The following is a 25,415-nucleotide window of genomic DNA, read 5'->3' as shown; positions in this document are numbered from 1 at the left end:
CCGTGCTCGGGAGATCACTTCTGGGGGGCTGCGGGGACGCTCGCGAGCAGGGCCCGGCTTTCGGCGATGTAGCGCGCGTGGTAGTCCGGGTTGCTGACCTGGCGGGAAGCTTTCATGGGTTTGCCGTTGGCGCCGGAGTAGGTGCCGGTGGCGTCCGAGGTGTCGGTCAGGACCTTGACGATGTTTCGGGCTGCGCGCTTCGGCGTGCTCATGGCCGGGAGCAGGGGAGCGATGAGGGTCAGGGACTTCGTCATCAGCTTCATCATCGGTGGCAGGTCTCTGGACAGGCCGGACGCAGGGCTGAAACCGGGTTCGACGGCCCGGAAGTGCAGTTGGGGATGCTCTTGGGCGAGGGTGAAGACGGCGGCCAGGTTGCCTTGCTTAGAGGTGGCGTAGGCGTCGCCGCCGGGCTGGATGCAGCCGCCGGGGCGGTACTCACCACGGGCTGTGGCCTGCGCGGAGAGGTAGCGGCTGCCCCGAAACCCTGCCCGGGTGGCCATCGGGTCCTCCGGATCCTCGGCCGAGGAAGCGATGAAGACGACGTTGGCACCGTCGGGCAGCGCCGGGACGAGCGCATCGGTGAAGGCCAGCGGGCCCAGGTGGTTGGTTGCGAAGGCCAGTTCCCAGCCCTGCTCGCTCCAAGCTGGGCGAGTGGGCATGATCCCGGCGTTGTTGACGAGCCCGGCCAGGGGAAGATCCAGGGAGGCGACCTCTTCGGCTGCACGACGGGCGCTGTGGATGTCGGACAGGTCAGCGTGCACGGAAATCGCTGCTCCACCGGCTGCTTCGATGTCGGCCTGGACCTTCCGCAGTTTGGCGGGGTTGCGTCCGACCAGGACGACGGTGCCGTGCTCGGCGACCTCCAGGGCCGTGCGGTAGCCGATGCCCGAGGTGGGGCCGGTGATGATCCAGGCCCTTCGGGTAGCGCTCTTGTCGTTCATGCTGCATCTCTCGCTCGTTGAACTGGCTGAAGGCTCAGGCGACATCGGTGACGTGCTCGTATCCGGCCTGGCGGTTGAAGTCCCCGGCCAGCCGGGCGATCACGGTCCGGGGGAAGATCCGGGTGAGGAAGGGGTTGAGCCGGTCGGACGGTCGTCCGGGGTAGGAGGCCTGGCGGCCCCGGGCGTAGTCCCTGAGGATGCGGGCGGCGATGTCTTCGGGGGAGACCGCTTTGCTGTTGATGGCCGCGTCCGTGGAGTCGAAGAATCCGGTCTGGACCGGTCCCGGGTGGGCGGCCATGACCCGGATGCCGCTGCCGCGCAGTTCTTCGGCCAGGGCCTCGGTGAAGGTCAGGACGAAAGCCTTGGTACCCGAGTAGCTGGCCTGGTAGGGCAAGGGCTGGAAGCCGGCCATCGAGCCGACGTTGATGATGCCGCCCTGGCCGCGTTCGAGCATGCGGGGGCCGAACTCGTGGATCATGCCCAGCAGTGCGGTGACGTTCAGATCGACCGACTGAAGAGTTGGCTTCAGCGGCCGGGTCAGGAACGGACCTACCGCCCCCATGCCTGCGTTGTTGATGAGCAGATCGATCTCGACGCCGCGCTGGAGGAGTTCGGAGGCAATGGCCTGCGGTGCCTGCGGATCGGCCAGGTCGGCGGGGACGACGTGGAACTGGCCGCGTCCAGGGGCGCCGAGGCGGGCAGCGAGGTCTTCCAGGGCTCTGGCGGAGCGGGCCACGAGGACGAGGTTGGCTCCCTGCGCAGCGAGGTTGTGCGCGAACTGCTCGCCGACGCCCTTGGAAGCGCCGGTGATCAGAACGGTCTTCCCGGAGAAGACGGTGTGCTTGGGCATCGGGATTCCTTCGAAAGTCGTTCATGGGCGTGGCATCGGGCGATCGGCTGGACCGGACGTCCCTCGATGCTTCGAGACTCAAAATATATGTTGCTTCGAGTCTTGAAGCAATCCCCTGGGAAGATTCTTTCGACCCTCGAAGCTTTGCTAGAGTGGCGGCATGGCCACGCCCACGCTCACCGAGGTCGTCGCCGCGACGCACGAGATCTGGCTGCGCACCAATGCCCTGATCAACCAGGCGCTGGCCGAGCATCAGCTGACGCCCGCGACCTTCCAGGCCCTGTGGGCCATCGATCCGGATCAGCCGCCGCCCTCGATGAAGGTCATGGCCGAGCGGCTGTACTGCAACGCCCCGAACGCCACCTTCATCACCAAGCAACTCGTGGAGCGAGGGCTGGTCGAGCGGACCGTGGACCCGGACGACCGCCGCTCGCGCGTCCTGGTGATCACCGAGAAGGGCCGGCGGGTCCGCGAGGAACTCGTCCAGGCGGCCATGGCGGTGACTCCACTCGCTGCCCTCACCGACCGTGAGCTGAGCAGCCTGGCGATCCTGCTCGGGAAGGCTGCCGCCAAGTAGGCAGGCTCCTGATCTGGTGGGGTGCCACGGTCAGCGTTGGCGAGTGCCGGGCGTCGACCAGGATCTGCCGAGTGGGAAGGGATGCCCGGGCTACGTTGCGCGCGCCGCCGGCCCGCAGGCCCAATCCCTCATCCAGGTCGCGCAGGAATCGTTCGTCGATGCATGGCAGCAGACCATGTGGGCTGGAACCGCCGTGATGGTGCTGCTGTTCGTCTCCTCCGCCTTCCGAAGACTGGAACGCGACGAGCTGCCGACCGCGTCACCCGAGCCCGCGCAGGTGACCAGAGAGTGAGCCTCACGTGGCCACCGTGCGCGTGCGGTCGTTGAGAGCATCGTGCTTCCTCTACGCCGTCACGCTGGCGACGGTCCATCGCAGGCAGCGATGCAGCTACGGTAAAGCACCGTGACCACCCACTCCACCGCGTTCGTGGGGCCGGGCGACGACCCGGCACTATGGAGGACGCTGGAAGCGGCGGGCCTGCAGGCCGCGGGGCGCTTCCAGCTCAAGGCCGGCTGGGTGAGTCGCGCGTGGGTCGGGGACGAGTACGTCGTCCGGCTGAACACCGACCCACGCCATCGCGAGGCCTACCGCCACGAGGCCACAGTCGTCGGTCTGCTCGCCGGCAGCGAGGTCCCGCACGCCCGGCTCATCGCGCACGGCGATGGTCCGGACGGGACCTGGTACATCTCAGAGCGTCTGCCCGGCCGGACCCTTCACGACGCCTGGCCGGCAGCGGACCACGCCACGCGGCAGGAGATGATCGAAAGCCTCGGCACAGCGCTGCGGGCCCTTCACCGTGTCCAGGCCCCGGCCGACCTGAGGCCGCCCTGGCTGGTCGGCGCCCTCGCCGGTGAACCGTGGCCAGCGTTCCACCCGCCCGTCGTGAATGCGACGCGACAACTGATCGAGGCCGCCCGACGGTTGCCCGATCGCGACCCAGGCCTGCTCGAGGACGTTACCGAGTGGGTCCAGGAGCGGCTGGGGCTGTTCGCCGCCGATGAACTCGTCCTCGTCCATGGCGATCTGCACGGATCCAACGTGATCGTCGACCAAGGACGCGTTACCGGGCTCATCGACTTCGCGGAGGCGGTGGCCCAGTCGGCCGATGCCGAACTCGACACGATTCTGCGCTGGTGTGCGAGGGCAGGGGAGTACCCACCCACACCCCGCGACACCGGACTCGATGCGAGAACGCTCGTAAACGTCCCCAGTTGGCTGCGTGGCACGTACCCGGAACTGTTCGGGCGCAGGTATCTCCGCGAGCGGTTGAACTTCTACGACCTGTATGTCGAGCTCGCTCTCTACGCCCACCATCCCCGATCCGAGACGCGAGAGGCGGCGCAGGGAAGCCTTACTCGCCTTCTGGCCGGTCGTAACCATCTGGATGAACTCATCTGGTAGGTCGTCAGCAGAGCCCTTCGCGTATCACCGAGCAGCCCAGCTCGTGCAGGCGCCCGATCAGCGCGGCCGGGTCGGGGAAACAGGCCCGGTCGAACTGCCAGGTGCCGTAGTCACAGGCCCAGTTGTCGTCGATCAGGACCACCCTGGGCGGCATTCCGCTCTCCAGCAGGCCCTCGGCGAAGCGGAGCACGGACTCCTGGGCCGGGGCGTAAGAATGCTCGATCCAGGTGTTGTACTGCGGCCCGGCCCGATGGGGGTGGCCTCGTTAGGCGCCGGCCTCGACGGTCTCGACGCAGCGGGCCAGCGCCGCGCGCATGTAGCGGCGCCAGAGGACGGCGAAGGGGCCGGCGACGATCCAGCGGCGCCCCGGGCGCGGCTTGAACTCGTAGGACCACCGGATCAGGGTGCCTTCCCCGTCGGGTGCGAAGGTCCATTCGCCGCGCACCCCGACGGCCAGCTGGGCCAGGGCGTTCGTGAAACCGGTGAGCTGGTAGGCGAAGCTGCTTCCCTCGGTGTACTCGGTGAGTTGCTCGTTCGCCTGTGAGCCGTCCCCGAACTGGGGGTTACGGCTCGGGCCGACGTGGTCCCAGGCCTCGGTCTGGTTGAGCACGCCGGTGACGCCGGGGAAGGGAGCCACCGGCTTGAACACGCTGGACAGGTCGATCGGAACGATGATCCGGAAGGCCTCGGCCGGGGACTTGGTGGTGCGCTGCTGCACGGTGATCGGGACGGTGCGGTCGGCCGGGGTGATGAGGAGAGGAATGTTCATGCCGAAAAGAGTGACGTGAGGGCTCCGGAGGCTGCCAGGGACCAGCAGTGCTACCCAGGTCGGCTGGAACGGGATACTGGTCGGGTGAGTGAACTGGCAACGCTGATCCGGGCCTGGCGGGACCGGCTCACACCCGGCGAGATCGGGCTACCCACGCAGGGCGATCGCCGCAGTCCCGGTCTTCGCCGGGAGGAGCTGTCTGAGCTCGCCATGGTGTCTGTCGACTACCTGGTGCGACTGGAGCAGGGGCGTGCCCAGAACCCGTCCCCTCCGGTGGTGGCCGCGCTCGCCCAGGCTCTGCGTCTGAGCGAGGAGGAACGAGAACGGCTCTACCTCGCGGCCGGGCTCGCTCCTCCGGCCACCGGATCGATCTCCTCACAGCTGAGCCCCGGGTTGCGGCGCATCCTGGCGCGTCTGAACGACACGCCGGTCGGCGTCTATACGGCCGCCTGGGACTTCGTTGAGTCCAACCGGCTGTGGGACGCCCTGTTCACCGGCGAGAAGCAACGGACCGGTCGGGAGGCTAATCTCGTCTGGCGGGCGTTCACCGTGGCCGACCTGCCGATCGTCTGGTCGGAGGGGCAGGCCGCCGGCTTCGCCCGGGAGATGGTCGCCGACCTGCACACTGCCTCCGCCAGGTATCCGCAGGACCGCGAACTGGCCGCGCTCGTCACCGATCTGCGCGGGGCGAGTCCGTTGTTCGGGCAGCTTTGGGACGAGTGGCGGATCGGGCGGCGGGCGAACGAACTCAAGACCGTCAGCTCGCCCGAGGTCGGACCGATCACGTTGGACTGCGACGTTCTGTCCGCTGTCGATTCGGACCTTCGCCTCATCGTCTACACGGCCGAAGCGGGCTCTGCCGACGAGGAAAAACTGCGGTTGCTCAGGGGAATGGGCAGCTTCCGGTGAAGGCGGACGTGAGAGGCTTTGCAACCGCAGTGGTCGTACGCAAGAAGGCTTATGGGAAGGAACGTTTTCACGAAATGCGTTCCAGATCAGGGGACGTCACCTCTCCGGCCAGTTCACCGGTGCGGACGTAGCGTTCGATTTCGTCGGCCACCGAGTGACCGATCCGGCGCAGTTCGTTGCCCAGTGAGCCGGCGATGTGCGGGGTCAAGGTCACGCCGGGCAGAGTGAAAAGCCGGTGACCAGGCGGAAGTGGTTCCGGGGCGGTGACATCGAGGACGGCGCGCAGGCGGCCGGAGGAGACTTCGGCGACGAGTGCGTCGGTGTCGACCAGGGCGCCGCGAGCCGTGTTGATCAGGACAGAGTCGTCACGCATCAGGGCCAGTTGCTTCGGGCCGATCATGTGGCGGGTCTCGGGCAGCGAAGGCGCGTGGACGGTCACCACGTCCGACTGCGTGAACAGGTCTGGGTACGAGACCGGATGGGTGCCGAGCGCGCGGCACTCGTCGTCGCTGAGGGAGGGGTCGAACAGCAGGCAGGTGATGTCGAAGGGCTTGAGGAGTTCGATGACGCGGCGCCCGACCCGTGAGGCCCCGATCACCCCGACGGTGATGCCGTAGGTGCCGAACCGGCCGGTGGGCAGCGAGGCGCGCAGGTCCTGTGAGGTTGTGAAGAGGCGACTGGCCTCGAGGGTGCGCTTGGCGCTGAGCAGGATCATCGCGAGGGTGTACTCGGCGACGGGGTAGGCGTTGGCCTGGGCGCTGCTGGAGACCCGGATGCCACGTTGCCACAGCTCGGGCGTGACCAGGCGTTTGACCGAGCCTGCGGCGTGGATGACGACCCGCAGATCCGGCCAGCGCTCGAGTTCCTCGGCGGTGAGGCGAGGGGCGCCCCAGCCGGTGATCAGCAGCTGGGTCTTCTGGACATCGAGCTGGTCAGCAGGGGAGGGGCTTTCGTCCAGATCGAGGACGTGGCGCAGACGGGTGAGGGTCGCGTGGTCGAACAGATCGGTGAACAGGGTTCGCGAACCGGCCACGAACCGGGCGGGAATGCGCGTCACAGCTCGAGAACTCCTTCGGCCTCGACCTCGTCCACCACCGAGTCGGGCCAGGTCACCGTCACCCGACCGGGTGCCACTTGCAGATGCGGCGCCTGCTGGGGGATTTCAGGCGCGAGCACGACGAGGGCAGCGGCGACCTGTCCGGGCTGGATGAAGGACGTCTGGGCCCAGGGGGTACGCGATGCGCGGGAGAACGGGGTTGCGGCTGAGGTCTGCTGGGAACCCGAACTGTGGATCGCGCGAACAGGCAGGACGCTGCTGCGGATGCCTTCCGCTGTTGCGGTGTCGCTGACGTCGTCCACCGGTAGTTGCCAGCCGTAGAACCGGATGCGCCAGGGGCCTGGATCGGCCGGCCAGACCGCGTCGGCGTCCTCGGCCGGACTGGGATGTGGGGTGGACCGGGCCGGTTGGTGCCAGGCCAGACGGAGTTCGTATGGGCCATGGACGACCGAGGCCGTGGTCAGGATCGGTCCCCGGCGCTGGCCGGCCCAGGAGTCGTTGTCCGGAAGGTTCGCCGATCCGGGCAGGTCGACCCAGTGAACCCGGGACCGGGACACGGCCAGGCGCGAACTCAGTTGCATCGTCTGGATACGGCCGCGGTGCGAGGGCTGACCTTCGGCATCGAGCAGGCAGGTGTGGCTCTCGCGGGGAGCGGTGGTGCCCTCCGGGGAAAGATCGGGCGCGGTGACGTTGGAATAGGCCATCCGCTGGTACAAAGGCCGGTCCACCGGCACCAGGCCGTTGGAATGACGCTCTCCGTCGGTTCCGTGGTTGATCACCCGTACCACCCCGTCGTCGTGGGTCCGCACGACGATCCAACCGGGAGCCCGCAGCGCCCGTTGTCTGACCGGCTCGACCGGGGGCTCTGGTGGATTACGGGTCCACTCCGGGTGATCAGCCGGAAGGAGTAGCCCCAGAAACCCTTTCGACGCCCAGTAGACCGATCCGGACCCGGTGTACAGCTGACGCAGCGGGAGGAACCGGCCGTGCCATCCGATGGACAGCAGGCCGTTCTCGTCGACGGCGCCGGCGTCGAGGAAGTATCGCATCACCCGCTCGGCCAGGGTCCGGACCTCACCGGCGGCCAGGGGGCCGGCTCCGGCGATGGCCGCGGCCCAGAACGGAGCCAGGACGGCGAAACGGTAGGTCAGTGAACGGCCCTGGAGAACCGGCGCCCCTTTGGAACCGATGAGCTCGATGGCCTGCCCGACATAGGCAGCGAGGCGTTCGCGATGCTGGGCGCTCAGGTCGCGGCCCTGGATGCGAGCGTGCAGGAGGGGGTAAACATGCCAGGCCCAGCCTGCGTAGTAGTCGAAGTTCTGTCGGGTACCGGTGGGGCCGGCGCCGTCGGAGTACCATCCGTCGCCGATGTAAAGCGATTCCTGGATGGCCTCGTTACGATCCAGGTCGTCCTGGCTCCACGGGCCTCCCACCTGGGCCAGGAACGCCTCGATCACGGTCTGGAACCACGTCCAGTTGTTGGTGTATCCGGCCGTACCCACCACTCCGGCCAGGTACTCGACCGTCTGTTCCCTCGTGCGTGACGGGAGCTGGTCCCACAGCCAAGGCTTGGTCTCGCTGAGGGCGATGGCCAGGGATGCGGCCTCGGGCACCGACTGGCGGCGTTCGGCGATGGTGGGCCAACGTTCGGCATGGTCAGGGTCGACTCCGGCAGCCAGCCCGCGAGCGTACCGCTGCGCCCATCCGTGAGGGTCGGCTCCACCAGACCCGTGCAGACCGAAGGCAGCCGCCAGGAAGGTTCGGGTGAAGCCTTCGTGCGAGGTGCTCCAGCGGCCGGAAGCGCTTGCCGGGCCAGGAAGATCGATCAGTGAACCGGACGGTGAGGCGTGCTTCCAGGCGGCCTCGAGTAACTGGCTGGCGAACGACTCCCACGCGGCCCGGCCGTCCAGACTCGTTGGCGCACTGCTGGGTCCAGGGTCTGGGCGCCGGGCGGAAGGCGAAGGCATCGTCGTCACAGAGCTGATCGTGCACTAAAGTTTTGTGCGCATTGACGTATCTAACAATTTCGAACAAGTGCGTCATGTTCTCCACGAAGGAGTGGACCAGGCCATGGGCAATCCCCTGCCGAGGACCCGGCACGAACACATTCTGCGGCGCATCGAGATCCACGGGACCATCAACGCCGCGGAGGTGGCCAGGGACCTCGCGGTCTCGGCCATGACGATCCGGCGTGATCTGGACGAGCTGGAACGCGCCGGCCAGCTGGTGCGGGTGCATGGGGGAGCCATGGCCGCCGACTTGCCGGCTGTTCCGCAATCAGCGCTGACCAACATCGGTGTGGTGGTTCCCTCTACGGTGGGCCACTTCTCGGTGATCATCGCCGGGATGGACGCCGCGGCCCACGGTCTGCGGGCCCGGCTGGTGCTGGCCACCTCGCAGTATCGTCCCGAACTGGAACGTCGCCAGGCCGAGCGGCTGATCGAGGCCGGCGTCAAGGGCCTGATCCTGGCTCCTACCCTGCGCGAGCAGACCGAACAGGACCTGGCTCGCTGGGCCCTGAAGCAGCCGGTTCCCTTGCTGTTCCTGGAGCGCCGCCTGGGCTCCAGCGAGATGGCGGCGTTCGACAGCGTGCGCAGCGATCACGCCCGCGGCGCCGAACTCGCGGTGGAACACCTACACCGGCTGGGCCACGACCGGGTGGCGCTGGCCCTGATGGAGCGCACCCCGACGACGCCGCTGATCAAGGAGGGACATACCCGCGCGGTGCAGCGACTGGGACTGCAGGACGCGCCGTTCAGGACCCTGCCCAAGCGGTACGAGGATCATGACGGCGAACTGGACGAGCATCTGCAGACCTTCCTGCAGGAATGCGCCCGGACCGGAACCCGAGCCGCTCTGGTGCACACCGACTCCGAGGCCGCCCGCATCCTGGAGCTGGCGATCGACGGGGGAGTACGGGTACCCGAGGACCTGGCTCTGGTCGCCTACGACGATCACACCGCCGGGTACGCCCTGGTGCCGCTGACCGCGGTCACCGCTCCCCGGAGGGACCTGGGAGCCGAGGCGCTGGGAGCAGTCATGCAACGGGTGACCTGGACGAGCGAACGACCGCGGGCCCCACGACAGCTGGTGATCGTGCCCCGGCTGACCGTTCGTGCCTCGTGCGGTGCGGGTTCCTGAGCGAATTTGTGTGCTTGAACGCAGACGCGCACGCGTCGTGTCAGCATGCAGTCTCTCGCGTCCTTCGACGGCCGAGTTACCGCAGATCGCAGGTCAACTGAGCAAGGAGGCTCCGATGACATCTCGAGCGCGCAGGGGCGCTGGCCCCCGACGGCACCGTGTTGGCCGGATCGCCGGCAGCTTCGTGGCGATCGGTGCCCTTCTGGCCGCGAGCGCCTGCACGGCCGGCGGGTCCTCGGCCCCGTCCACCACGATCGATCCGCAGGAGAAGGTGACGCTCAACTTCACCTGGTGGGGGGATGCCAGCCGGGCCGAGCGTTACGAGAAGGCGATCGACCTGTTCGAGGCGGCCAATCCCAACGTCACGGTGAAGACCAGCTTCTCTGCCTTCGCCGACTACTGGACCGCACGCAACACTGAGGCCGCCAGCCGTACTCTTCCCGACGTCTTCCAGATGGATCTGGCCTACCTGGCCGAGTACGGAGGCTTCGGCCACGTCGCCCCGCTGGAGGACTACCTGGGTGGGCTGATCGATGTCGATGCGGTGGACCCGGCCCTGGTCGAGGCCGGGAAGGTCGAGGGCAAGACCGTGGCGGTCACCACCTCCAGCAGCACGATGGCGGTGATGCTCAACGAACCGCTGCTCAAGACGCTCGGGGTCGAGGTTCCCGACGCCGACATGACCTGGGACGAGTGGGATGCCTTCCTGGCCCGGGCCGGTGCGGCCGGGGCCGGCAGCGACCCGGAGGTCTACGGTGGAGTGGACTACACGGCGTACTTCTGGCTTTTCCAGATCTGGCTCGGGCAGCAGGGCCTGGCCTTCGTCGAGGACGGCCGGCTCGGGTTTGAACCGGCCGACTTGGCGCGCTGGTTCTCCCGTAGCCCGGCCTTGAACGATTCCAGGGCGGTCATGCCGCCGGAGCGTAAGGCTCAGTTGGACGGTGTCGATGCGCTCGGCATCGCAGAGGTCTCGGCCGACATCAACTGGGCCAACTTCCTGCCGCGTTTCGCCGAGGGCCCCGCCAGTCCGGAGTTGTCCCTGCTGCTTCCGCCGCATGACGAGGGCCAGGACACCGGTTTGTTCCTCAAGCCGGGCCTGATGCTGTCGATCGGGGCGAACTCTGATCACCCCGCGAACGCGGCCCAGTTGGTTGACTTCCTGCTCAACGACCCCGAGGTGGCAGGGATCTTCGGGATGTCGCGAGGTGCCCCGGCCTCCAAGACCGCGACCGAGGGGATCGAGGCGAACAGCCTGGACGAGAAGATCCTGGACTACCAGGACCAGATCGCCGGTTCCCTGGATGGCACCGCCCCGCCGGCGGTCAAGGGATTGGGGACGATGGAACAGACCTTCGTCACGGTTGCCGACGAACTGGCCTACGGGCGCACGAGTCCTCAGGAGGCCGCGGATCGCTGGTTCGCTGAAGCGGAAATCGCCCTCGGCTGAGTGGGGAGACGCCATGACTCTGGAACTCACCCAGGTTCCGGCCGGCGAGCGGCGAAGTCACCTCCATCCTCGGCCCAGGAACCGGAGAAGAACTGAGAACGTCCGTGCTGCCTATGTTTTTCTCGGTCCCTGGCTGATCGGTTTCCTGCTGTTGACAGCCGGTCCGATGGTGGCTTCGCTGTACCTGGCGTTCACCGACTACAACCTTTTCACCGCACCCCAGTGGGTCGGGCTCGACAATTTCACCCGACTGCTGGACGACCCCAACTACCTTCAGGCCTGGAAGGTCACCGGCGTCTACGTGCTCGTTGGCACGCCGTTGAAACTTGCTGCTGCTCTGGCCGTTGCGCTGCTGCTGAACGCAACAGTCCGCGGTGCCGGCTTCTACCGGTCGGCCTTCTACCTGCCCTCGCTGGTCGGCGCGTCGGTGTCCATCGCGATCGTGTGGAAGGCCCTGTTCATGGACGAAGGGCCGGTCGACGTGCTGCAGCAGTTCCTCGGCCGCCCGGCCGGAGGGTGGGTGGGTGACCCGGACATGTCGATGCGGATGCTGATCCTGCTGACCATGTGGCAGTTCGGTGGTCCGATGGTGATTTTCCTGGCCGGGCTCAAGCAGGTGCCGAAGGAACTGTACGAGGCTGCTGCCGTGGACGGGGCCGGTCCGGTCCGCAAGTTCCTGGCCATCACCGTGCCCATGCTGTCCCCGGTGATCTTCTTCAATCTGCTGCTGGAGACCATCAATGCCTTTCAGATCTTCGCCTCCGCGTTCATCATCTCCGGCGGCACCGGGGGACCGGCCGGATCGACTCTGTTCTACACGCTGTATCTGTACCTGCGTGGATTCCGTGACTTCCAGATGGGATATGCCGCAGCCATGGCCTGGATCCTTACCCTGGTGATCGCCCTGATCACGGTGCTCTTCTTCAGGACGTCCAGGTTCTGGGTCCACTACGCGGGAGACGAGGGACGATGACCACTGCGGCCACGACCACCCGGACTCTCGTCCACCGGCAGCGACGAGCACGGACCGTGGGTTTCCATGCGGTCGTCCTGGTCGTTCTTGCCGTCATCCTCTACCCGGTCGCGTGGATGGTGCTGTCCACGTTCAAGCCCTCGGCCGAGATCGGCGGCGACGCCTCGCTGCTGCCCACGGCCGTCACCTTCGACAACTACACCAAGGTGCTGGGCGGCGTCGGCGGTGTCTCGTTCTGGACCTTCTTCCAGAACTCCGTCCTGCTGGCGGTGCTCTCGGTGATCGGTACGGTCGCCTCCTCGGCGCTGGCCGCCTATGCGTTCGCGCGCATCCAGTTTCCCGGCCGGGGAGTCTATTTCGCGGTCATGATCGGCACGCTGCTCCTGCCGTTCCACGTCGTGATCATCCCTCAGTACATCATGTTCAACAATGCCGGCCTGGTGGACACCTACATACCTCTGCTCATCGGGAAATACCTTGCGGCCGATGCCTTTTTCGTCTTCCTCATGGTGCAGTTCATGCGTGGGCTGCCGCCGGAACTCGACGAGGCCGCCCGGGTCGACGGAGCCGGCCACTACCGCACGTTCTGGTCGATCATGCTGCCCCTGCTGAAACCGGCCATCGTCACCAGCGCGATCTTCAGCTTCATCTGGACCTGGAACGACTTCCTCGGTCCGCTGCTGTATCTGAAGAACCCGGAGCTCTACACCCTGCCCATCGCGCTGCGGCTGTTCGTCGACCAGACCTCCAGCGCCGACTACGGTGCCCAGATGGCGATGGCCGTCCTGGCCCTGGTGCCGGTGGTCCTCTTCTTCCTGATCTTCCAGCGCTACCTGGTCGAGGGCGTCGCCACCCAAGGACTGAAAGGATGAGCATGAGCCAGACCGCGGTAACGTCCGGCCGGACCGGCCTGTTCGCCGAGATGCTGGTGGTGAGTCTGGCCGTCGCGCTGCTCGCCCTGCCTGGGCTCACCGCCCTTCCCGCGCTGGCCGCGGGGTGCGCGCACCTCCGCCGCCATGTCGAGGGCAGTTCGGACTCGTTACGCTACTTGTGGGCCGATTTTCGGCGTGCTGTGCGTCACGGGTGGGGTTGGGGCGCCCTCACCGCAGTGACAGCAGCGGCAGCGGTCACCACCTTCGCCCGGGCCGACCTTGAAGGTATGCCGGGCGGTGGCAGCGCCGCCTGGATCTCGGCGGCCGTGACCGTGGTAGCCGCAATCGTGCTGCTGCGCGCCGCGGCGCTGTGGAGCCCGGACCAGCGCTGGCCAGACCTGATCCGGGCTGCTGCTGAGGCCACGGTGCGCGACCTGGGCGGCTCAGCGCTGCTGCTCTTAGCCCTGGGGTTGAGCTTTACCATCGTCTGGATGTTCGCGCCCACCGTGGTCCTCGTTCCCGGCATGCTGGTGCTCGCCGCCTGCGCGGTAGTCAGCCGTCAACGGTCACCGTTGCACTGAGCGGCGGGGTCTCGACTTCGGTCGGACGAGCGCCGACCAGGCTTGCTGTGGGGCGTTTCGGAATTGTGGACGCGTGACAGTTGCCTTTGGGTTGTTGTCCCCGGGCCGAGGATCTCCCGAGGACAACGTTCAAGGCCGTTCCTACTTGGAGAGACCGTCCAGGCTGCCGGACTTGGCCGCGCCCAAGAGTTCGGCGTAGGCGTGGCTGCTGATGGTGAGGACGGCGCCGTCGGGGTGCTTGCTGTCTCTGATCTGCCGAACGGGGCCGTTCTGGCGCTGTTCGACGCACTGGCCTTCAGAACCGGATCGTTTCGACTTCGCCCAAGGCGTGATCACGCTGTTCCCTCCCTGATGTCGGTGGTCCCAGCAGCGATAATAGAGTCGGCTACGCGCTTGTAGCGCTCGACGATCCGTGCGTCACTCACCCAGTTCGACCCGTTGAACGACTCCATGTAGATCACGGTCTCTGTGTCGTCGATTTTCATGAGGGTGAAGGCCCCGTAGATCATTGCCTGGTGCGCCTTGTTCGAGGGAATGAACCGAATATCCACGTTCGGAAGACTGGCGATCCGTCGAAGGTGCCTTATCTGTTCGGCCATCACGCTGCTGGAGCCGACCCGCTGGGTGAGCGCGGATTCATCCATCACCACGGTGAGGCTCGCGTCGTCACGCTCGAAAAAGAGGGACTGCCGTTGAGCGCGCAGTTCGATCTCCCGATCGGCATTGGTGAGGGGCGGGATCAGTTCGCACAGACCTCGGTGGTAATCGCGGGTCTGGAGAAGTCCATTGATCACCGTCTCGTGGACAGCAACGATCTCGCGCGCCTCCTGCTCGGTTTCCAAGTACAGCCCGAACCGCGTTCCGTACGGCTCGTGGAAGCTGTTCTCCCGCCACCGTTCGGTCATCTCCAGCAGCTTGTACATCTGGTCAGGCTCCGCGCCGTACCTTCCGCACAGCGCCCTGACCTTGACTTCGCTGTACGGCCCCTGTCCGGACTCCAGGCGCCAGAGCGTCTGGCGCGACATGAAGCCGGAGCGGTCGAGGTCGGGCATGTCGACGCCGGCCTCTTCTCTCAGGCGTTTGAGTTGCGCACCGATTCTGCGGCCGACAAATGTCGTGTTGCTCTTTCCTCGCTCAAATGTGCTCCGGGGCATGTACTCATGATGACCCATCTCTCGGTAACCAAAAGACCGTAGCCGATGGCTACATTTCGTACCCTCAGGTAATTCGGAAAGACTGTACGCAGGCGCACGTCGGGGATTCGCGGTCCCTCCCCGCCCTCCGGCGTGCGCCGTCAGAAACTCCGGTCGACCAAGAAATGCTTCGGGGTCGGCCGGAATGGTTCGGCGGACGGTGAGAAGCGGGTGCCAGGCGCATGGAAATCGTCCACTGGCCCGTTGTTTTCCTGCGGGGATCATCGTCCGCCGGACTGTACTCAAGAATCTTCAGGGGATGCGACGGGGGAGCGCGAGATGCGCGAGGTTCAGCATGGAGAGCAGCACCTCTGGCAGCGGTCGTCCGTGGTCGATGAGGAAGCCATTGATCATGAGCGGGTGATCGCTCAGGTCGAGGCAACCGGCGAGATGGTTCGGGTCCGGGTTGCCCAACGCGTCGACCTCGATCTGCTGGCCGATCCGATCGTCGTTCGGGTCAGCTCGCCTCGTGTCACCGTGGGCGACTGCTTCGAGCTGACGAGCGCTCAGTGCGCGGAGTTGGGCACGAGGCTGCTGGAGGCCAGCCGATTCGTGGACGAGGAGGTCGGTCCGGAGGGGCGGACGTTTCAGCTGGCCGAGGTATCTGCGCCCCGTCTGCGGCTGGTCGCCGGAAGGTGAAAGGCGGGTGCCTGGTCTCTCCTTCTGAAGGCACGGGCTTGTGCGGTTCGCGCTCTGGTTGGTGGCGTAGCGGCACCGTACGATTCCTGGGTGCCGCATGACTCGATCACGCCCGATGTTGAGGTTACGAGAGTGATGACCGCCTCGCCTGACCAGATCTGGTCGGCGTGGATCGACCCGACGGCGATCGCCCGCTGGTGGGGACCTAGTGGGTTCACCAGTACGGTTCTCGAACTTGACGTCCGCGAAGGTGGCCGATTCGACGTGGTGATGCAGGGCCCGGACGGTTCCAGATTCGACAATCTGTACCTGTTCGACGACGTTGAACCAGGTCAGCGGGTCACGTATGTCCATCAAGGCTCTGCCGAACATGGTTTGGCCCCTTCTCGTTCGGTGGTGACGATCGAGGCGGTGGACGCGGGGGCACGAACCTCCGTGACTTTACGGTCGTTCTACGCTTCAGACTTCGACCGGGAGAAGCATCTGGTGGACTTTCAGGCGGTCGCCGGGGCGCAACAACTTCTGGAACGGCTCGAACAGGTTGCTGTGCGCAGCGCGGAGTACCGTTCGGGCGAGGGCGTCTGATCGTCAACGGGCCAAGCGTTGGCATGGCCGCCGTCAGTGCTGGGCGCTGGTGTGGGACCCGTCGCTCGCAGACGGGTCCCACACCGGAGCGGCCTGGATCAGGCCTCGGGGATGTCGCCCTTGAAGGTGTCCAGGGTGATCAGGGCCGGGTCCGGACCGCCACGAACGCCGGTGTCCAAGGCATCGATGGTGGCCAGTTCGCCTGCGGTGAGCTCGAACCCGAAGACATCCAGGTTCTCGGCGATGCGTCCAGGGTTGGCGGACTTCGGGATCGCGGAGCGTCCCTGCTGCAGGTGCCAGCGGAGCATCACCTGGGCCGTGGTCCTGCCGTGGCTCTCGGCGATGGCGACCAGGGTCGGGTCGGTCAGGGCGCTCGGGTGGTTGGTGCTGCCGGCCCAGCCCGGGTAGAAGGTGACACCGCCGATCGGTGACCATGCCTGGGTGAGGATGCCGTGTTCGGCGTTCAGCTTCTGCACGCCCGGCTGGGTGAAGAACGGGTGCAGCTCGATCTGGTTCACGGCCGGCACCACGTTCACCTTCTCGAGCAGCATGTTCAGGGCGTCCACCATGAAGTTGCTGACCCCGATCGCCCGGACCCGGCCGTCGGCCAGCAGAGTCTCCAGCGCCCGGTACGCCTCCAGGGTGCGCTCGAAGGCAGAGGGCAGCGGCTGGTGCAGCAGGACCAGGTCGATCTGCTCGACGCCGAGCTTGCGGGCGCTCTTGTCGAAGCCGTGCAGCGTCTCCTCGTAGCCGTAGTCGCTGATCCACAGGCTGGTCTGGAGGAAGAGATCGTCGCGGCCGATGCCGGAGGCCGCGATCGCCTCACCGACCTGGGGCTCGCTGAAATAAGCCGCTGCCGTGGTGATCTGACGATATCCGGCCGCCAGGGCGCTCTCCACGCTGGCGCGGGTCTCGGCAGGCGGGTTCTGGAAGACGCTGAAGCCCAGGGCAGGCATCGTCACACCATTGTTGAGGGTGAGGTTGTTCATGGGTTCAGGTTCCTGCGGGTGTTCAGGGCGAACCAGTACTCTCCACTACGGTAGGAACCGCGTTACCTGGCAACGCATTCAGGGCACCGACTCGCAGGAACTGCAGGCGCTCGGCATCCGGGCCTCCCGCCGCGGCGGTGTAGACGGTGATCTTCAGGTCCGACCCCGGCACGGTCAGGACGTCACAGTCGAGGACGAGTTCACCGACCAGTCGATGATGCATCGTCTTTCGGGAACTGAAGTGTTGCCCGGCGACTCCTGAGGCCCAAAGGTCGCGGAATCTTGGGCTTGTCTCGCAGACCTGGGCCACCAGAGCCCTGAGATCTTCGTCGTTCGGGTAGGTGGTCACCGCATGGCGCAGGTCGGACACCAGAGCGCGCTCGAGCGCCTCGTCGGTCCCGTGCATGGTCGCCCACGCCGGTGCCTTACAGAAAGTGGCGCTGATCAGGTTGCGTTCGCCCGACGGATCGGCCCCGGGGTCACCGCTCAGCGCGCTCCACAGCGCATTCCAGGTGATCAGGGTCCAGTCAGCTGCGTACACCGCGACCGGGTACTCATCCATCCGGGTCACCAGACGCTGGACTCCGGGCGGAACGTGCACCGGAACGGTCTGGCCGGTCGGCACCGGCAGCCCGGCCGCCCGGTAGAGGACAGCGCTTTCCTGCTCGTCCAACTGCAGGGCTCGGGCCAGCGCAGCAGTGACCGACGGGCTGGGACGGCGTGATCGGCCCTGCTCCAGACGAACGAGGTAGTCGACGCTGACGCCCGCCAGGCCGGCCAGTTCCTCCCGGCGCAGCCCCCGGGCCCGGCGGCGACCGTGAGCCGGCAGACCGACGTCGACCGGTGAGCATCGGTCGCGCCAGGCGCGCAGCAGGGCGCCCAGGTCGTTCTCTGGATCAGGCATGCCCCCATGATGCGGCGCGCACCGGCAGTTCTCCTGGTAATGCCATTCCTACCGTAGCTGCGGGTACTGGTCCGGCTCGCGAGCCCGGCCGAAGCTGAGCTCATGACAGATTCCCTGGCCGGACGCACGGCAGTGATCACCGGATCCAACAGCGGCATCGGCCGCGCCACCGCCCGTTCCCTGGCCTCGCGAGGCGCGAGGGTGATCCTCGCCGTCCGCGATCCGTCCAGGGCCGCGCCGCTGCGGTCGAGATGGGCAGCCGGGCCGAAGTCCGCCGGCTCGACCTGGCCGACCTGGCATCGGTACGACAGTTCGCGGAGCTGCTCGGCGACCCCGTCGACCTGCTGATCAACAACGCCGGCGTGATGATGCCGCCCCTGGGCCGGACCGCTGACGGATTCGAACTGCAGTTCGGGATCAACCACCTGGGCCACTTCGCCCTGACCAACCTGTTGCTGCCGAAGATCCAGGGACGAGTGGTCACGGTCGCCGCGGGCGGGCACACGGCCGGAAAACTGGATCTCGACGACCCCAACTGGGAACGCCGTCCCTACCGTCCTTTCCCGGCCTACGCCCAGTCCAAGCTGGCCAACATGCTCTTCACCGCCGAGCTCCAGCGCCGCCTGAGCACCGCCGGGTCCTCAGTCATCGCCACCGCCGCCAACCCGGGCCTGGCCTCGACGAACCTGCTCCAAAACCAGAGCGGGCTCGGTAGCCGCCTGATGAACATGCTGCTGAGCCCTTTCGCACAGACCACCGAGGGCGGCGCCGCCACGACCCTCTACGCGGCCACGGCGGATCTTCCGGGCGACAGCTACATCTCCCCAAGCGGTTTCCTGCAGGCTCGCGGCGAGCCCGCAATCAGCGAGCGTTCCAAGGCCGCGCAGGATCGGGACCTGGCCCGTGAGCTGTGGTCCAGGTCCGAGGAACTGACCGGCACCACTTTTCCGTTGGCCATTCGATCAGCTCGATCTTGAGGTACAAATCGATGGTCATCATCTGGCCGGTATCGATCCTGGTCCTGCCATCGAGTGCACCCTGAGCGGTCCGGAAATTCTCGATTGACGGCCCGTGACAGAGAATTCCACCGGAACAGCACGAGCCAGCCGCCCGCGATCCGGACATAGCGAAGATACCGATCACAATGGTCGACATCGGCGCGCTCCTACGCCGCCGTCGACTGCTCACCTTACGCATCTTCGCTGTCCCCGCCGCCACGATCATCATTGCGGCGGCTCTGAGCAGCGTTTCCGCCTGGCAGTAGGGGGTGCACAACGGGACAGGTTTCGGCTGGTACTGGCTCCTGCCCGGCGGCAGCGCACTGCTGGTCGGGTTGATCGCCTGGTAGACCGCTTGTTGGTGGTCTCCGGGTCCCTACCGGAGGCCGCCGGCTTCGGACCGGTCTTTCCTCGTTCTCGTCGAGCGGCGCGGTAGTCAGCCGTCAGCGGTCCTCGTTGCACTGACCGGCCTGGATCTCGAGTTCGGTCGGACGAGCGCTGACCAGAGATGTCTTGCCGGTGTGACCGGTGGCAACCAGACGAGCGAACACTTTCAGCGCGATGCGGGCCGAGGTTCGTATCAGCAGAAAGGGGTGGTACTGATCCGCCGCCGCCCTTTTCCGCTTCTGGGTGGTCAGTGCCCCAGTGACGCGCCTCCGTTGACCTGGATTATCTGCTCGCTGACGTGCCGGGTGGTGGGGGAAGCCAGCCAGCGCACGGTCTGCGAGACATCCCTCGGTAGTCCGGCTCGCCCGGTGAGAGTCTGCCCGACCAGGGTGTCGTGCCGGGCCGAGGACATGGAGCCCTGGAAGATCTCGGTCTCGGCGATGTAGCCGGGAGCCACCACGTTGACCTGGCCCGAGCCCCGGTGGGCGGCGATCGAGCTGAACAGGACGATGCTGGCTCCCTCAGCCACGGCGTCCAGTTCGCGTAGCCCCTCGATCAGGGTGACTGCGGTCAGGACGTTAGCCCGGAAGTTGGCCCCCAGTGCCAGGCTGCCCAGGCCAGGCCTTCCAGGCAGGCTGGAACCTGCGGCCCGATCGCCGCTTTGGCCGAGGACGCGGCCACGATCACGTCGTAGCGGCCACCTGCGGCAGCGTCCGTCAGCGCGTCGCCGGGGGCTGCGAGGTCCGCAGTCACCGAGGTGACCGAAGCGGACCGGCCGCGCGCCTGGCCGGCCACCTCGTCCACAAGCTCCTGACGACGTGTGATCAGGGTGAGGTCGGCCTGGTCGGCGGCCAGGCCGAGGGCGATGCGGGCGCCGATACCGCTGCTGGCTCGGGGCCTGCGGATGTGTCGGTCACTACCTGCAGTTCCATACTCTCGCCGGGTGTGCCGAACTGGCGGAGCACGATCTGGGCCTGCTGGGCGGCCGGGTGGCTGAGCGCGGCCTGGTGCGGCTCGTCCGGGTAGAACAGGATCGACAGGAACTTGATCTGCTCGTCGTCGCAGTCGTTCACGGCGAAACCGCGCGGGGCGCCTCACAGGCACTCCCTTGCCTCGCCGCGATCGCCCACCCGGTACCGCACGATCGGGTTCACAAACTCCGCGCAGACAGGTGACCAGGATCCGCCCGTCTACGAACTCCACCTGCTGGTAGGGCAGGACGTGGAAGGCGCCCAGCGGGCACAGGGGCCACTGGTGCCGATCACCCAGGCCCTCGGTGACACCATCGACCTCCGAGGTTGCCTGAACCGAGCCTCCATCAGACCCAGGGTGCTTCACTTCCAACGGCGCCGACGGGCCAGCAGCCCGCATCGCCCAAATCGCCCAGACCCTGGCCGGTCTGGGCGTTTGGCTTAGAAGAACCCGAGCGTTGATCTCGCCGCTACCCGCGATGCCCAGTTTGATCGCCGAAATGCTGCCATTTCTTAGTCTCGCTTGGGCGAGCGAGGAACCTCTCGGAGAACGTCTTCGATACGGCCGTTCCCCTCCTCATAGCCCTCGCCGCCGTCCTCCAACAACATGATCCGGCGAATCTGATGTGGGGATAGACCGCGATCATGCAGGTCAAGTACCTGCTCGCGCCATGCGATGGCCGACATCGCACCGTCGAACTTGAACTGCTGGTTAGCCTGGAGTCGTGCCGCTGCACGGGCTTGGCGAGCTGCAACCGCCGAGACAACAACTGCTATCAGCGCTAGCGCTGCCGTTGCTATGTCGTTCGCTTCCACCTGGATCCCCCCGAGGATCTGGCGCCTCGACTGGCGTCGTATACACAAATGTAGCGCTAGGACCATGCCCTACTGGCAAGTAGTACAAATGCCCCTCTAGTTCTCGGTCTGGACATAGCGATTTGCGCTGCACGGCGTACTCTCCTCCCCTCCTACGGGGAGGTCGCACGTAGGGCCCGAAAGCAGCGACGCCCAGACCGACGCCCAGACCGACGCCACCAGCACCGACACAGCCGTTGCCTGACCGCCAAGCCCTCGCGGGATCGCCAGAGTGGCGTCAAGGAGATTGAGTTGAGGGCTCAAGCTAAAACGTCATCCAAGACGAAGCCGGTCCGGGACTGGGTCGTGGAGTGAACCGTTTCGAGGGGCCAGTCGATCCCAGGTTCCGCCGATATCCCAGAACCAAGTTCAACGGATCAGACGAATCCTCCTCTGGCAGCAACTCTGACGTCCCACGTTGCAATTGACGCCAGGCATTTTCACCTACCGACAGGTGGCGTTTACTGCACCAAGGGATATTTCTGGCCAGTAAGCGCCCCGGCTGTTCTCCGTTGTGGAAAGCTCGCGATACTGGCCGAGGGGGCTCGATGATTCCAGGTATAGAGTATGTGGCTGGTTATGTCGCCGGGTGGCTTGTCCGCAAGACCGGCCGCGCTGCGAGCGCAGCCGATGCACGCTGGGACGACTTGCAGGATCAGGCGATCCAAAAGGTGTACGAGATCGTGGCCATCAAACTGGCTGGAGACCCGGCCCTAAAACGTATCGAGGCTCAGGCTGCCAGCAGCGACATTGTCGCCCCGCAGACGCAACAACACCTTCAGATGGCTATTGAGGAAGCGGCCAGCACGGATGATCAGTTCGCTGCTCGCCTGGGTCAGGTGGTCGCCGCCGTCCACGGCGGAGCACCTTGGCCCCAGGTCGATCTGCGGGGGGCCCAGGGCGTACAAAACATCTATGGCGAAGGTGGCACCCAGACGAACCACTTTTCATGAGTGCGATACAGGACGGGTGGAGATGGGGATGGCGGCCCAGGAACGCAAAGCACAGTTCATTCCGTCCGTCACCCTGCCGCATGCCCGGGGTGTCATCGTCGGACACCATGCTCGTCAAACGAACTGGTTCCTGGCCCGGATCAATCTGCCCCGTAGCGTGGAGATCGCTCTGCTACTGCTGATTGTGTTGGCCATGGTTGCCGTCGGCGGGTGGGCTGTGATCACCAAGGTGCTACCCAGGTTCGCGCCACTATACCGGACAGTCTTTGTGATCGACTCCAGCCTCGCTTCCTCTCCCCAGGCCAACGAGGACGTCATCAGTTCCCTGAACTCGGCGGTAGCGAACTCCGGGGATCGGGATGCTCTGGCGCTGCGAGGGTTTGGCGGGAACTGCGGCGACTCGGGCAACACGCGCAGACTCATCGATTTTACGACCGAGAACCGTGGTGACATCGCGCAGATAGCATCTGCGGTGGAACTTAGCGGTGCAGCCACTCTCCAGAGAGGCATTGTCGGCGCGATCGAGGACCTTTCGCAACCGTGGACGGTAGCGCCGCAACTAGGCAACCGAATCATTGTTGTAACCCGCAACGCCATCGACGCCTGCGATCCGGACAGTGCATTCGTCAGTGAAGATCTGAAAAAACGGATCGGTGCAGCGGATATCGACATCTCGTTCCGCATCGTCGGGTACCAGATTGACAGGGGCCAGCGAACCGGACTGAACAAGACGTTCGAGGGCGTGGGAGACACGCCACCGGTATACGCCGACACCTCGGCCGAACTGGACGAGATGCTGTACTGGTACACCAATGTCGAACCGCTGGTCAGGAGCGCGAACGACATCGCTGACATCCTCAACCCGACCGCCGCCGAGGTGGAGTTTGCCGCGCAGTCCATCCGCGGCGGCCGTCTCGACAACGCCGAGGTCAGTTTGGACGCCGCCGCCGAGGAACTCCAAAGGACGAAGCTGACCTTTGAAGACCTGAGAAGCCGTACGAGCACGACCGAAGGGCAACGTATAGGCGCTCTCGCTGGGCGTCTGCGGCAGCAACAGGAGAAGCTGGTGTCAAGTGTACGAACCCTGCGGCGTCTGGCCGCGCGCGAGCAACCCCTCAGTCGGGCCTTCGAGGACTTCCAGAAGGCCGCGGTCGAGTACAACTCCGACGCGGACGATCTCAATTCGGAGGTCCGCACGTTGCGGGCTCAAGCACCTGAGAGCACTTCGTGACAGGCGAGCAGATGCTCGTGGCGTCCACGCCTGGACACCGATCACGTCGCACATGGTGGCTGGGTGCAACGGCCACCGTCGTCGTACTCGCGCTGCTGCTTGCCGGGGCTGGACTCATCGGCTACCGAATGCGCGCTCCGGAGCACCGCATCGACTTTCTGCTGGACGCCTCCATGCCAGACGAAGCGCACAACCGACTTGGCCTTGAGGACGTCGTGCAGGCCCTGTCGGGCGCGGTGCAGAACGTCGGTGACTCCGATGCCGTATCGCTAAGGCGCTTCGGAGGCAGTTGCGGTACGGCTGAGAGCGAACTACTGGTGCAGTCCAAGGCCGGCAACAGGGACCAGATCCTCGCCGCGGCCGCGGCGATCGAGCCTCGTGGACAGGCGACGCTGAACGCTGGAATTGAAGCTGCGGTCAGGGAATTCTCGGGATACTTTCCACCACGAGGACGTAAGATCAACGAACTCGTCGTGGTCACACGCCACGGCTCGGACGCCTGCAACGATAAAGTCGGCCTGCACGAGGTTGAACGTCTTGCCAAGCAGGCCAAGGTGGATTTACGGCTCCGCATCGTGGGATACCAAGTCCCCCCAAGCGAACGTACCTCGTTGACATCCGATGTTGCCGATTCCTCCACGTCCACGACACCGATCAGCCTTCAGTTCGTGAACGATGCCCAGCAGTTGCACAAGCTCCTCCAACACATCACGATCCCAGACCTGCCTGAGGCTGCCCTCATCGAGGTAGCGCCCCCGCCGACGCTCCTAGGCGAGGCATGGGTAGATAAGGAACAGCCGGACTACGTCATCACCTTCGCGGACAATGGGCTGGGTGGGAAAGCGATCAAGGGAACCTTCGGGGCCTACGTGCGCGACCCTGGCCCCAGTGGATGCCTTGAGTTCGTTGACTACACCTCGGCGCTGAATGTCTCCGAGGTTTACGAACGCCCATCATTCATCCCAGCTGGCGAAGCCACGAACACCACGTTTTACACCGGAATTGCTCGGCGATGTGACGCGTCTGGCAAGAAGTCCACGACTAGGGTGCAGCTCAGTGTCGGCGATCAGTCGGCGACCCTCTGCGAAAGTACGCGCAAATGCCACGAACTAGCAAGAGTCGAGCAGCAAGAGGGCTGGACCTGGAGGACCGCGCGTCAGGTGGACTGGTGGGACGAGTTGGGGGCTTACATTACGGACTGCGCCAGCGATTTCTGGGAGGACTCCCAGCTCAAGGACGTCATCCCAGACCCGACCGAAGACCTTCTGATCAAAGACCTCACCGGCGACGGGCAGGCTGACCTTGTGGTCCAGGCTCGATGCATCACTGGGGCATCCACCTGGCCGCAACACACCATGATCTTCGACGGTGCCGCCGCCCCGACACGGCTGAAGCTGCTACTGAACATCGGCCCCAACACGGACATCATCCTGGCCGACAGCGATGTGCGGTTTGGCCAGGATGAGGTAACCGTGGAAGGCGCTACCTGGGGCCCAGGTGAACCAACCTGCTGCCCAACCTGGTGGGTCACAGGAACATACCGCTGGTCTCAGGGCAAGTTCGTCCGCACAGCGCGCGAACGCTACAGCAGCCCACCCGATATCTGATGCTGCATGAGCGGACTGCTCAGCTCGGGGTGTCCCAGCCTCCTGAAAACTGACTCTGGCGCAGGTTCGGTGATCATGGATCAGGTCCAGGAGAAGGGAGGCGTTCGTATGATCGAAGTCCATTCCTGGGGCAGGAATTCGCAGTGCTTGTTTGAGATCCTGCCGAGGCCAGATCGAGGGCCGCGGGCGGGGCGGCGCGGGCGAAGACCCCTAACCGTGCCTCGGGGCAGGCTGGTGCGACGCATGGCCTCGCTCAGCGAGAGCTTCTGATCGAGCAGGTCATGGACAGTGTGCCACCGTTCTTGATGCCGCGCGTCGAGCCCGGCCATGGGACCCGCTGCGACGATGCTGCTCGTTGCCGGCTTGTTCAGTACCCCTTCTTGCGAGGTCGCTTCCACACCCCTGAGAATGTTGAAGTTGTTCTTCGGACGTGTTTTTCACCGGTGCCGAAGTCGTGTTTGGCTACTTTCTCGACGTGGCCATCGAGGTTGTGCCGCAAATGCCAGCGATCGCCTATCTGCACCGCATCAGGAATTGCGTTCCGCGCGGCCTGCAGGCATTGGATCCGTCACGTCTTCATGGGC

28 protein-coding genes and 1 pseudogene are annotated in these 25,415 nt (G+C 65.7%); 15 read left to right on the top strand and 14 right to left on the bottom strand.

Annotation, left to right across the window (positions count from 1 at the left end; all coding sequences use genetic code 11):
• Nucleotides 1–14: 14 nt before the first annotated feature.
• On the bottom strand, nt 15–941 hold the full coding sequence (locus LR394_RS09135) for an SDR family NAD(P)-dependent oxidoreductase (RefSeq protein WP_231440237.1): 927 nt from the start codon (nt 939–941) through the stop codon (nt 15–17).
• Nucleotides 942–975: 34 nt separating this feature from the next.
• Entirely contained in the window at nt 976–1,791 is an 816-nt protein-coding gene (locus tag LR394_RS09130) for an SDR family NAD(P)-dependent oxidoreductase (protein WP_231440236.1), read from the bottom strand.
• A 160-nt stretch (nt 1,792–1,951) separates the two neighbouring features.
• Between LR394_RS09130 and LR394_RS09125 the strand changes: the two genes are divergently transcribed.
• The 3 genes from LR394_RS09125 to LR394_RS09115 all read left to right on the top strand — a co-directional run bounded on the left by LR394_RS09125 (nt 1,952) and on the right by LR394_RS09115 (nt 3,770).
• On the top strand, nt 1,952–2,368 hold the full coding sequence (locus LR394_RS09125; RefSeq protein ID WP_231440235.1) for a MarR family winged helix-turn-helix transcriptional regulator: 417 nt from the start codon (nt 1,952–1,954) through the stop codon (nt 2,366–2,368).
• Between the two features lie 43 nt (nt 2,369–2,411).
• Nucleotides 2,412–2,660 (top strand): hypothetical protein, encoded by a 249-nt coding sequence (locus LR394_RS09120; protein WP_231440234.1) that lies wholly within the window; start codon nt 2,412–2,414, stop codon nt 2,658–2,660.
• Between the two features lie 111 nt (nt 2,661–2,771).
• A complete protein-coding gene (locus LR394_RS09115) occupies nt 2,772–3,770 on the top strand; it encodes a phosphotransferase family protein (protein WP_231440233.1) in 999 nt (332 codons plus the stop codon).
• A gap of 4 nt (nt 3,771–3,774) precedes the next feature.
• Here the strand turns inward: LR394_RS09115 and LR394_RS09110 are convergent, their stop codons facing one another.
• On the bottom strand, nt 3,775–3,993 hold the full coding sequence (locus LR394_RS09110) for a TIM-barrel domain-containing protein (protein WP_331283057.1): 219 nt from the start codon (nt 3,991–3,993) through the stop codon (nt 3,775–3,777).
• Between the two features lie 42 nt (nt 3,994–4,035).
• Nucleotides 4,036–4,539, bottom strand: coding sequence for an SRPBCC family protein (locus LR394_RS09105; RefSeq protein ID WP_231440231.1), 504 nt, complete (start codon nt 4,537–4,539; stop codon nt 4,036–4,038).
• Between the two features lie 84 nt (nt 4,540–4,623).
• Here LR394_RS09105 and LR394_RS09100 point away from each other — a divergent pair, with 84 nt between their 5' ends.
• Entirely contained in the window at nt 4,624–5,448 is an 825-nt protein-coding gene (locus LR394_RS09100) for a helix-turn-helix transcriptional regulator (protein ID WP_231440230.1), read from the top strand.
• A gap of 67 nt (nt 5,449–5,515) precedes the next feature.
• Here LR394_RS09100 and LR394_RS09095 read toward each other — a convergent pair whose 3' ends face one another.
• Nucleotides 5,516–6,505 (bottom strand): hydroxyacid dehydrogenase, encoded by a 990-nt coding sequence (locus LR394_RS09095; RefSeq protein WP_231440229.1) that lies wholly within the window; start codon nt 6,503–6,505, stop codon nt 5,516–5,518.
• Nucleotides 6,502–8,472 carry a DUF2264 domain-containing protein gene (locus LR394_RS09090; RefSeq protein WP_231440606.1) on the bottom strand — a complete coding sequence of 657 codons (1,971 nt, stop codon included), beginning with the start codon at nt 8,470–8,472 and terminating at the stop codon, nt 6,502–6,504. The genes LR394_RS09095 and LR394_RS09090 overlap by 4 nt, the downstream gene beginning before the upstream one ends.
• Before the next feature lie 103 nt (nt 8,473–8,575).
• Between LR394_RS09090 and LR394_RS09080 the strand changes: the two genes are divergently transcribed.
• The 5 genes from LR394_RS09080 (at nt 8,576) to LR394_RS09060 (ending at nt 13,519) form a co-directional block, all read left to right on the top strand.
• Complete coding sequence (locus LR394_RS09080) at nt 8,576–9,646, top strand: substrate-binding domain-containing protein (RefSeq protein ID WP_269328880.1); 1,071 nt, start codon at nt 8,576–8,578, stop codon at nt 9,644–9,646.
• Nucleotides 9,647–9,761: 115 nt separating this feature from the next.
• A complete protein-coding gene (locus tag LR394_RS09075) occupies nt 9,762–11,093 on the top strand; it encodes an ABC transporter substrate-binding protein (RefSeq protein ID WP_231440228.1) in 1,332 nt (443 codons plus the stop codon).
• 13 nt (nt 11,094–11,106) lie between these two features.
• On the top strand, nt 11,107–12,066 hold the full coding sequence (locus LR394_RS09070; RefSeq protein ID WP_407937010.1) for a carbohydrate ABC transporter permease: 960 nt from the start codon (nt 11,107–11,109) through the stop codon (nt 12,064–12,066).
• A complete protein-coding gene (locus tag LR394_RS09065; protein WP_231440226.1) occupies nt 12,063–12,938 on the top strand; it encodes a carbohydrate ABC transporter permease in 876 nt (291 codons plus the stop codon). The genes LR394_RS09070 and LR394_RS09065 overlap by 4 nt, the downstream gene beginning before the upstream one ends.
• A gap of 2 nt (nt 12,939–12,940) precedes the next feature.
• A complete protein-coding gene (locus LR394_RS09060; RefSeq protein ID WP_231440225.1) occupies nt 12,941–13,519 on the top strand; it encodes a hypothetical protein in 579 nt (192 codons plus the stop codon).
• 141 nt (nt 13,520–13,660) lie between these two features.
• Here LR394_RS09060 and LR394_RS09055 read toward each other — a convergent pair whose 3' ends face one another.
• Both LR394_RS09055 and LR394_RS09050 read right to left on the bottom strand, forming a co-directional pair.
• Complete coding sequence (locus LR394_RS09055) at nt 13,661–13,855, bottom strand: DUF397 domain-containing protein (RefSeq protein WP_231440224.1); 195 nt, start codon at nt 13,853–13,855, stop codon at nt 13,661–13,663.
• Nucleotides 13,852–14,673, bottom strand: a complete 822-nt coding sequence (locus LR394_RS09050; protein ID WP_231440223.1) for a helix-turn-helix domain-containing protein — start codon at nt 14,671–14,673, stop codon at nt 13,852–13,854. Before LR394_RS09050 ends, LR394_RS09055 begins: the two co-directional genes overlap by 4 nt.
• A 318-nt stretch (nt 14,674–14,991) precedes the next feature.
• Between LR394_RS09050 and LR394_RS09045 the strand changes: the two genes are divergently transcribed.
• A complete protein-coding gene (locus LR394_RS09045) occupies nt 14,992–15,351 on the top strand; it encodes a hypothetical protein (RefSeq protein WP_231440222.1) in 360 nt (119 codons plus the stop codon).
• A 90-nt stretch (nt 15,352–15,441) separates the two neighbouring features.
• On the top strand, nt 15,442–15,936 hold the full coding sequence (locus LR394_RS09040) for an SRPBCC domain-containing protein (protein ID WP_231440221.1): 495 nt from the start codon (nt 15,442–15,444) through the stop codon (nt 15,934–15,936).
• Between the two features lie 98 nt (nt 15,937–16,034).
• On the opposite strand, the gene LR394_RS09035 is transcribed toward LR394_RS09040, so the two are convergent.
• Both LR394_RS09035 and LR394_RS09030 read right to left on the bottom strand, forming a co-directional pair.
• Nucleotides 16,035–16,925 (bottom strand): aldo/keto reductase, encoded by an 891-nt coding sequence (locus tag LR394_RS09035; protein ID WP_231440220.1) that lies wholly within the window; start codon nt 16,923–16,925, stop codon nt 16,035–16,037.
• Nucleotides 16,926–16,947: 22 nt separating this feature from the next.
• Nucleotides 16,948–17,829 carry a helix-turn-helix transcriptional regulator gene (locus LR394_RS09030; RefSeq protein WP_231440219.1) on the bottom strand — a complete coding sequence of 294 codons (882 nt, stop codon included), beginning with the start codon at nt 17,827–17,829 and terminating at the stop codon, nt 16,948–16,950.
• Between the two features lie 102 nt (nt 17,830–17,931).
• On the opposite strand from LR394_RS09030, the pseudogene LR394_RS09025 reads away from it, so the two are divergent.
• A pseudogene (locus tag LR394_RS09025) lies at nt 17,932–18,806 on the top strand (oxidoreductase).
• Nucleotides 18,807–19,461: 655 nt separating this feature from the next.
• On the opposite strand, the gene LR394_RS09020 reads toward LR394_RS09025, so the two are convergent.
• The 4 genes from LR394_RS09020 to LR394_RS09005 form a co-directional block, all read right to left on the bottom strand.
• Nucleotides 19,462–19,743, bottom strand: coding sequence for an SDR family oxidoreductase (locus LR394_RS09020; protein ID WP_231440218.1), 282 nt, complete (start codon nt 19,741–19,743; stop codon nt 19,462–19,464).
• 41 nt (nt 19,744–19,784) lie between these two features.
• Nucleotides 19,785–20,018, bottom strand: a complete 234-nt coding sequence (locus tag LR394_RS09015) for a hypothetical protein (RefSeq protein ID WP_231440217.1) — start codon at nt 20,016–20,018, stop codon at nt 19,785–19,787.
• Nucleotides 20,019–20,038: 20 nt separating this feature from the next.
• A complete protein-coding gene (locus LR394_RS09010; protein WP_231440216.1) occupies nt 20,039–20,287 on the bottom strand; it encodes a hypothetical protein in 249 nt (82 codons plus the stop codon).
• 411 nt (nt 20,288–20,698) lie between these two features.
• Nucleotides 20,699–21,001 (bottom strand): hypothetical protein, encoded by a 303-nt coding sequence (locus LR394_RS09005; protein WP_231440215.1) that lies wholly within the window; start codon nt 20,999–21,001, stop codon nt 20,699–20,701.
• 608 nt (nt 21,002–21,609) lie between these two features.
• Between LR394_RS09005 and LR394_RS09000 the strand changes: the two genes are divergently transcribed.
• From LR394_RS09000 to LR394_RS08990, 3 genes are read left to right on the top strand one after another with little or no spacing between them, the layout of a single operon-like run.
• Nucleotides 21,610–21,993, top strand: a complete 384-nt coding sequence (locus tag LR394_RS09000) for a hypothetical protein (protein WP_231440214.1) — start codon at nt 21,610–21,612, stop codon at nt 21,991–21,993.
• Between the two features lie 28 nt (nt 21,994–22,021).
• Nucleotides 22,022–23,224 (top strand): hypothetical protein, encoded by a 1,203-nt coding sequence (locus tag LR394_RS08995; protein WP_231440213.1) that lies wholly within the window; start codon nt 22,022–22,024, stop codon nt 23,222–23,224.
• Nucleotides 23,221–24,831: a hypothetical protein gene (locus tag LR394_RS08990; RefSeq protein WP_231440212.1), complete on the top strand. Its 1,611-nt coding sequence runs from the start codon at nt 23,221–23,223 to the stop codon at nt 24,829–24,831. The genes LR394_RS08995 and LR394_RS08990 overlap by 4 nt, the downstream gene beginning before the upstream one ends.
• Nucleotides 24,832–25,415 lie beyond the last annotated feature (584 nt).

Origin of the sequence: Kineosporia babensis (assembly GCF_021129305.1) — a bacterium.
In the GTDB taxonomy this organism is placed as follows: Bacteria; Actinomycetota; Actinomycetes; order Actinomycetales; family Kineosporiaceae; genus Kineosporia; species Kineosporia babensis.
Note: the sequence above shows the minus strand (reverse complement) of the source record. Positions and strands in the feature narration are given on the sequence as shown.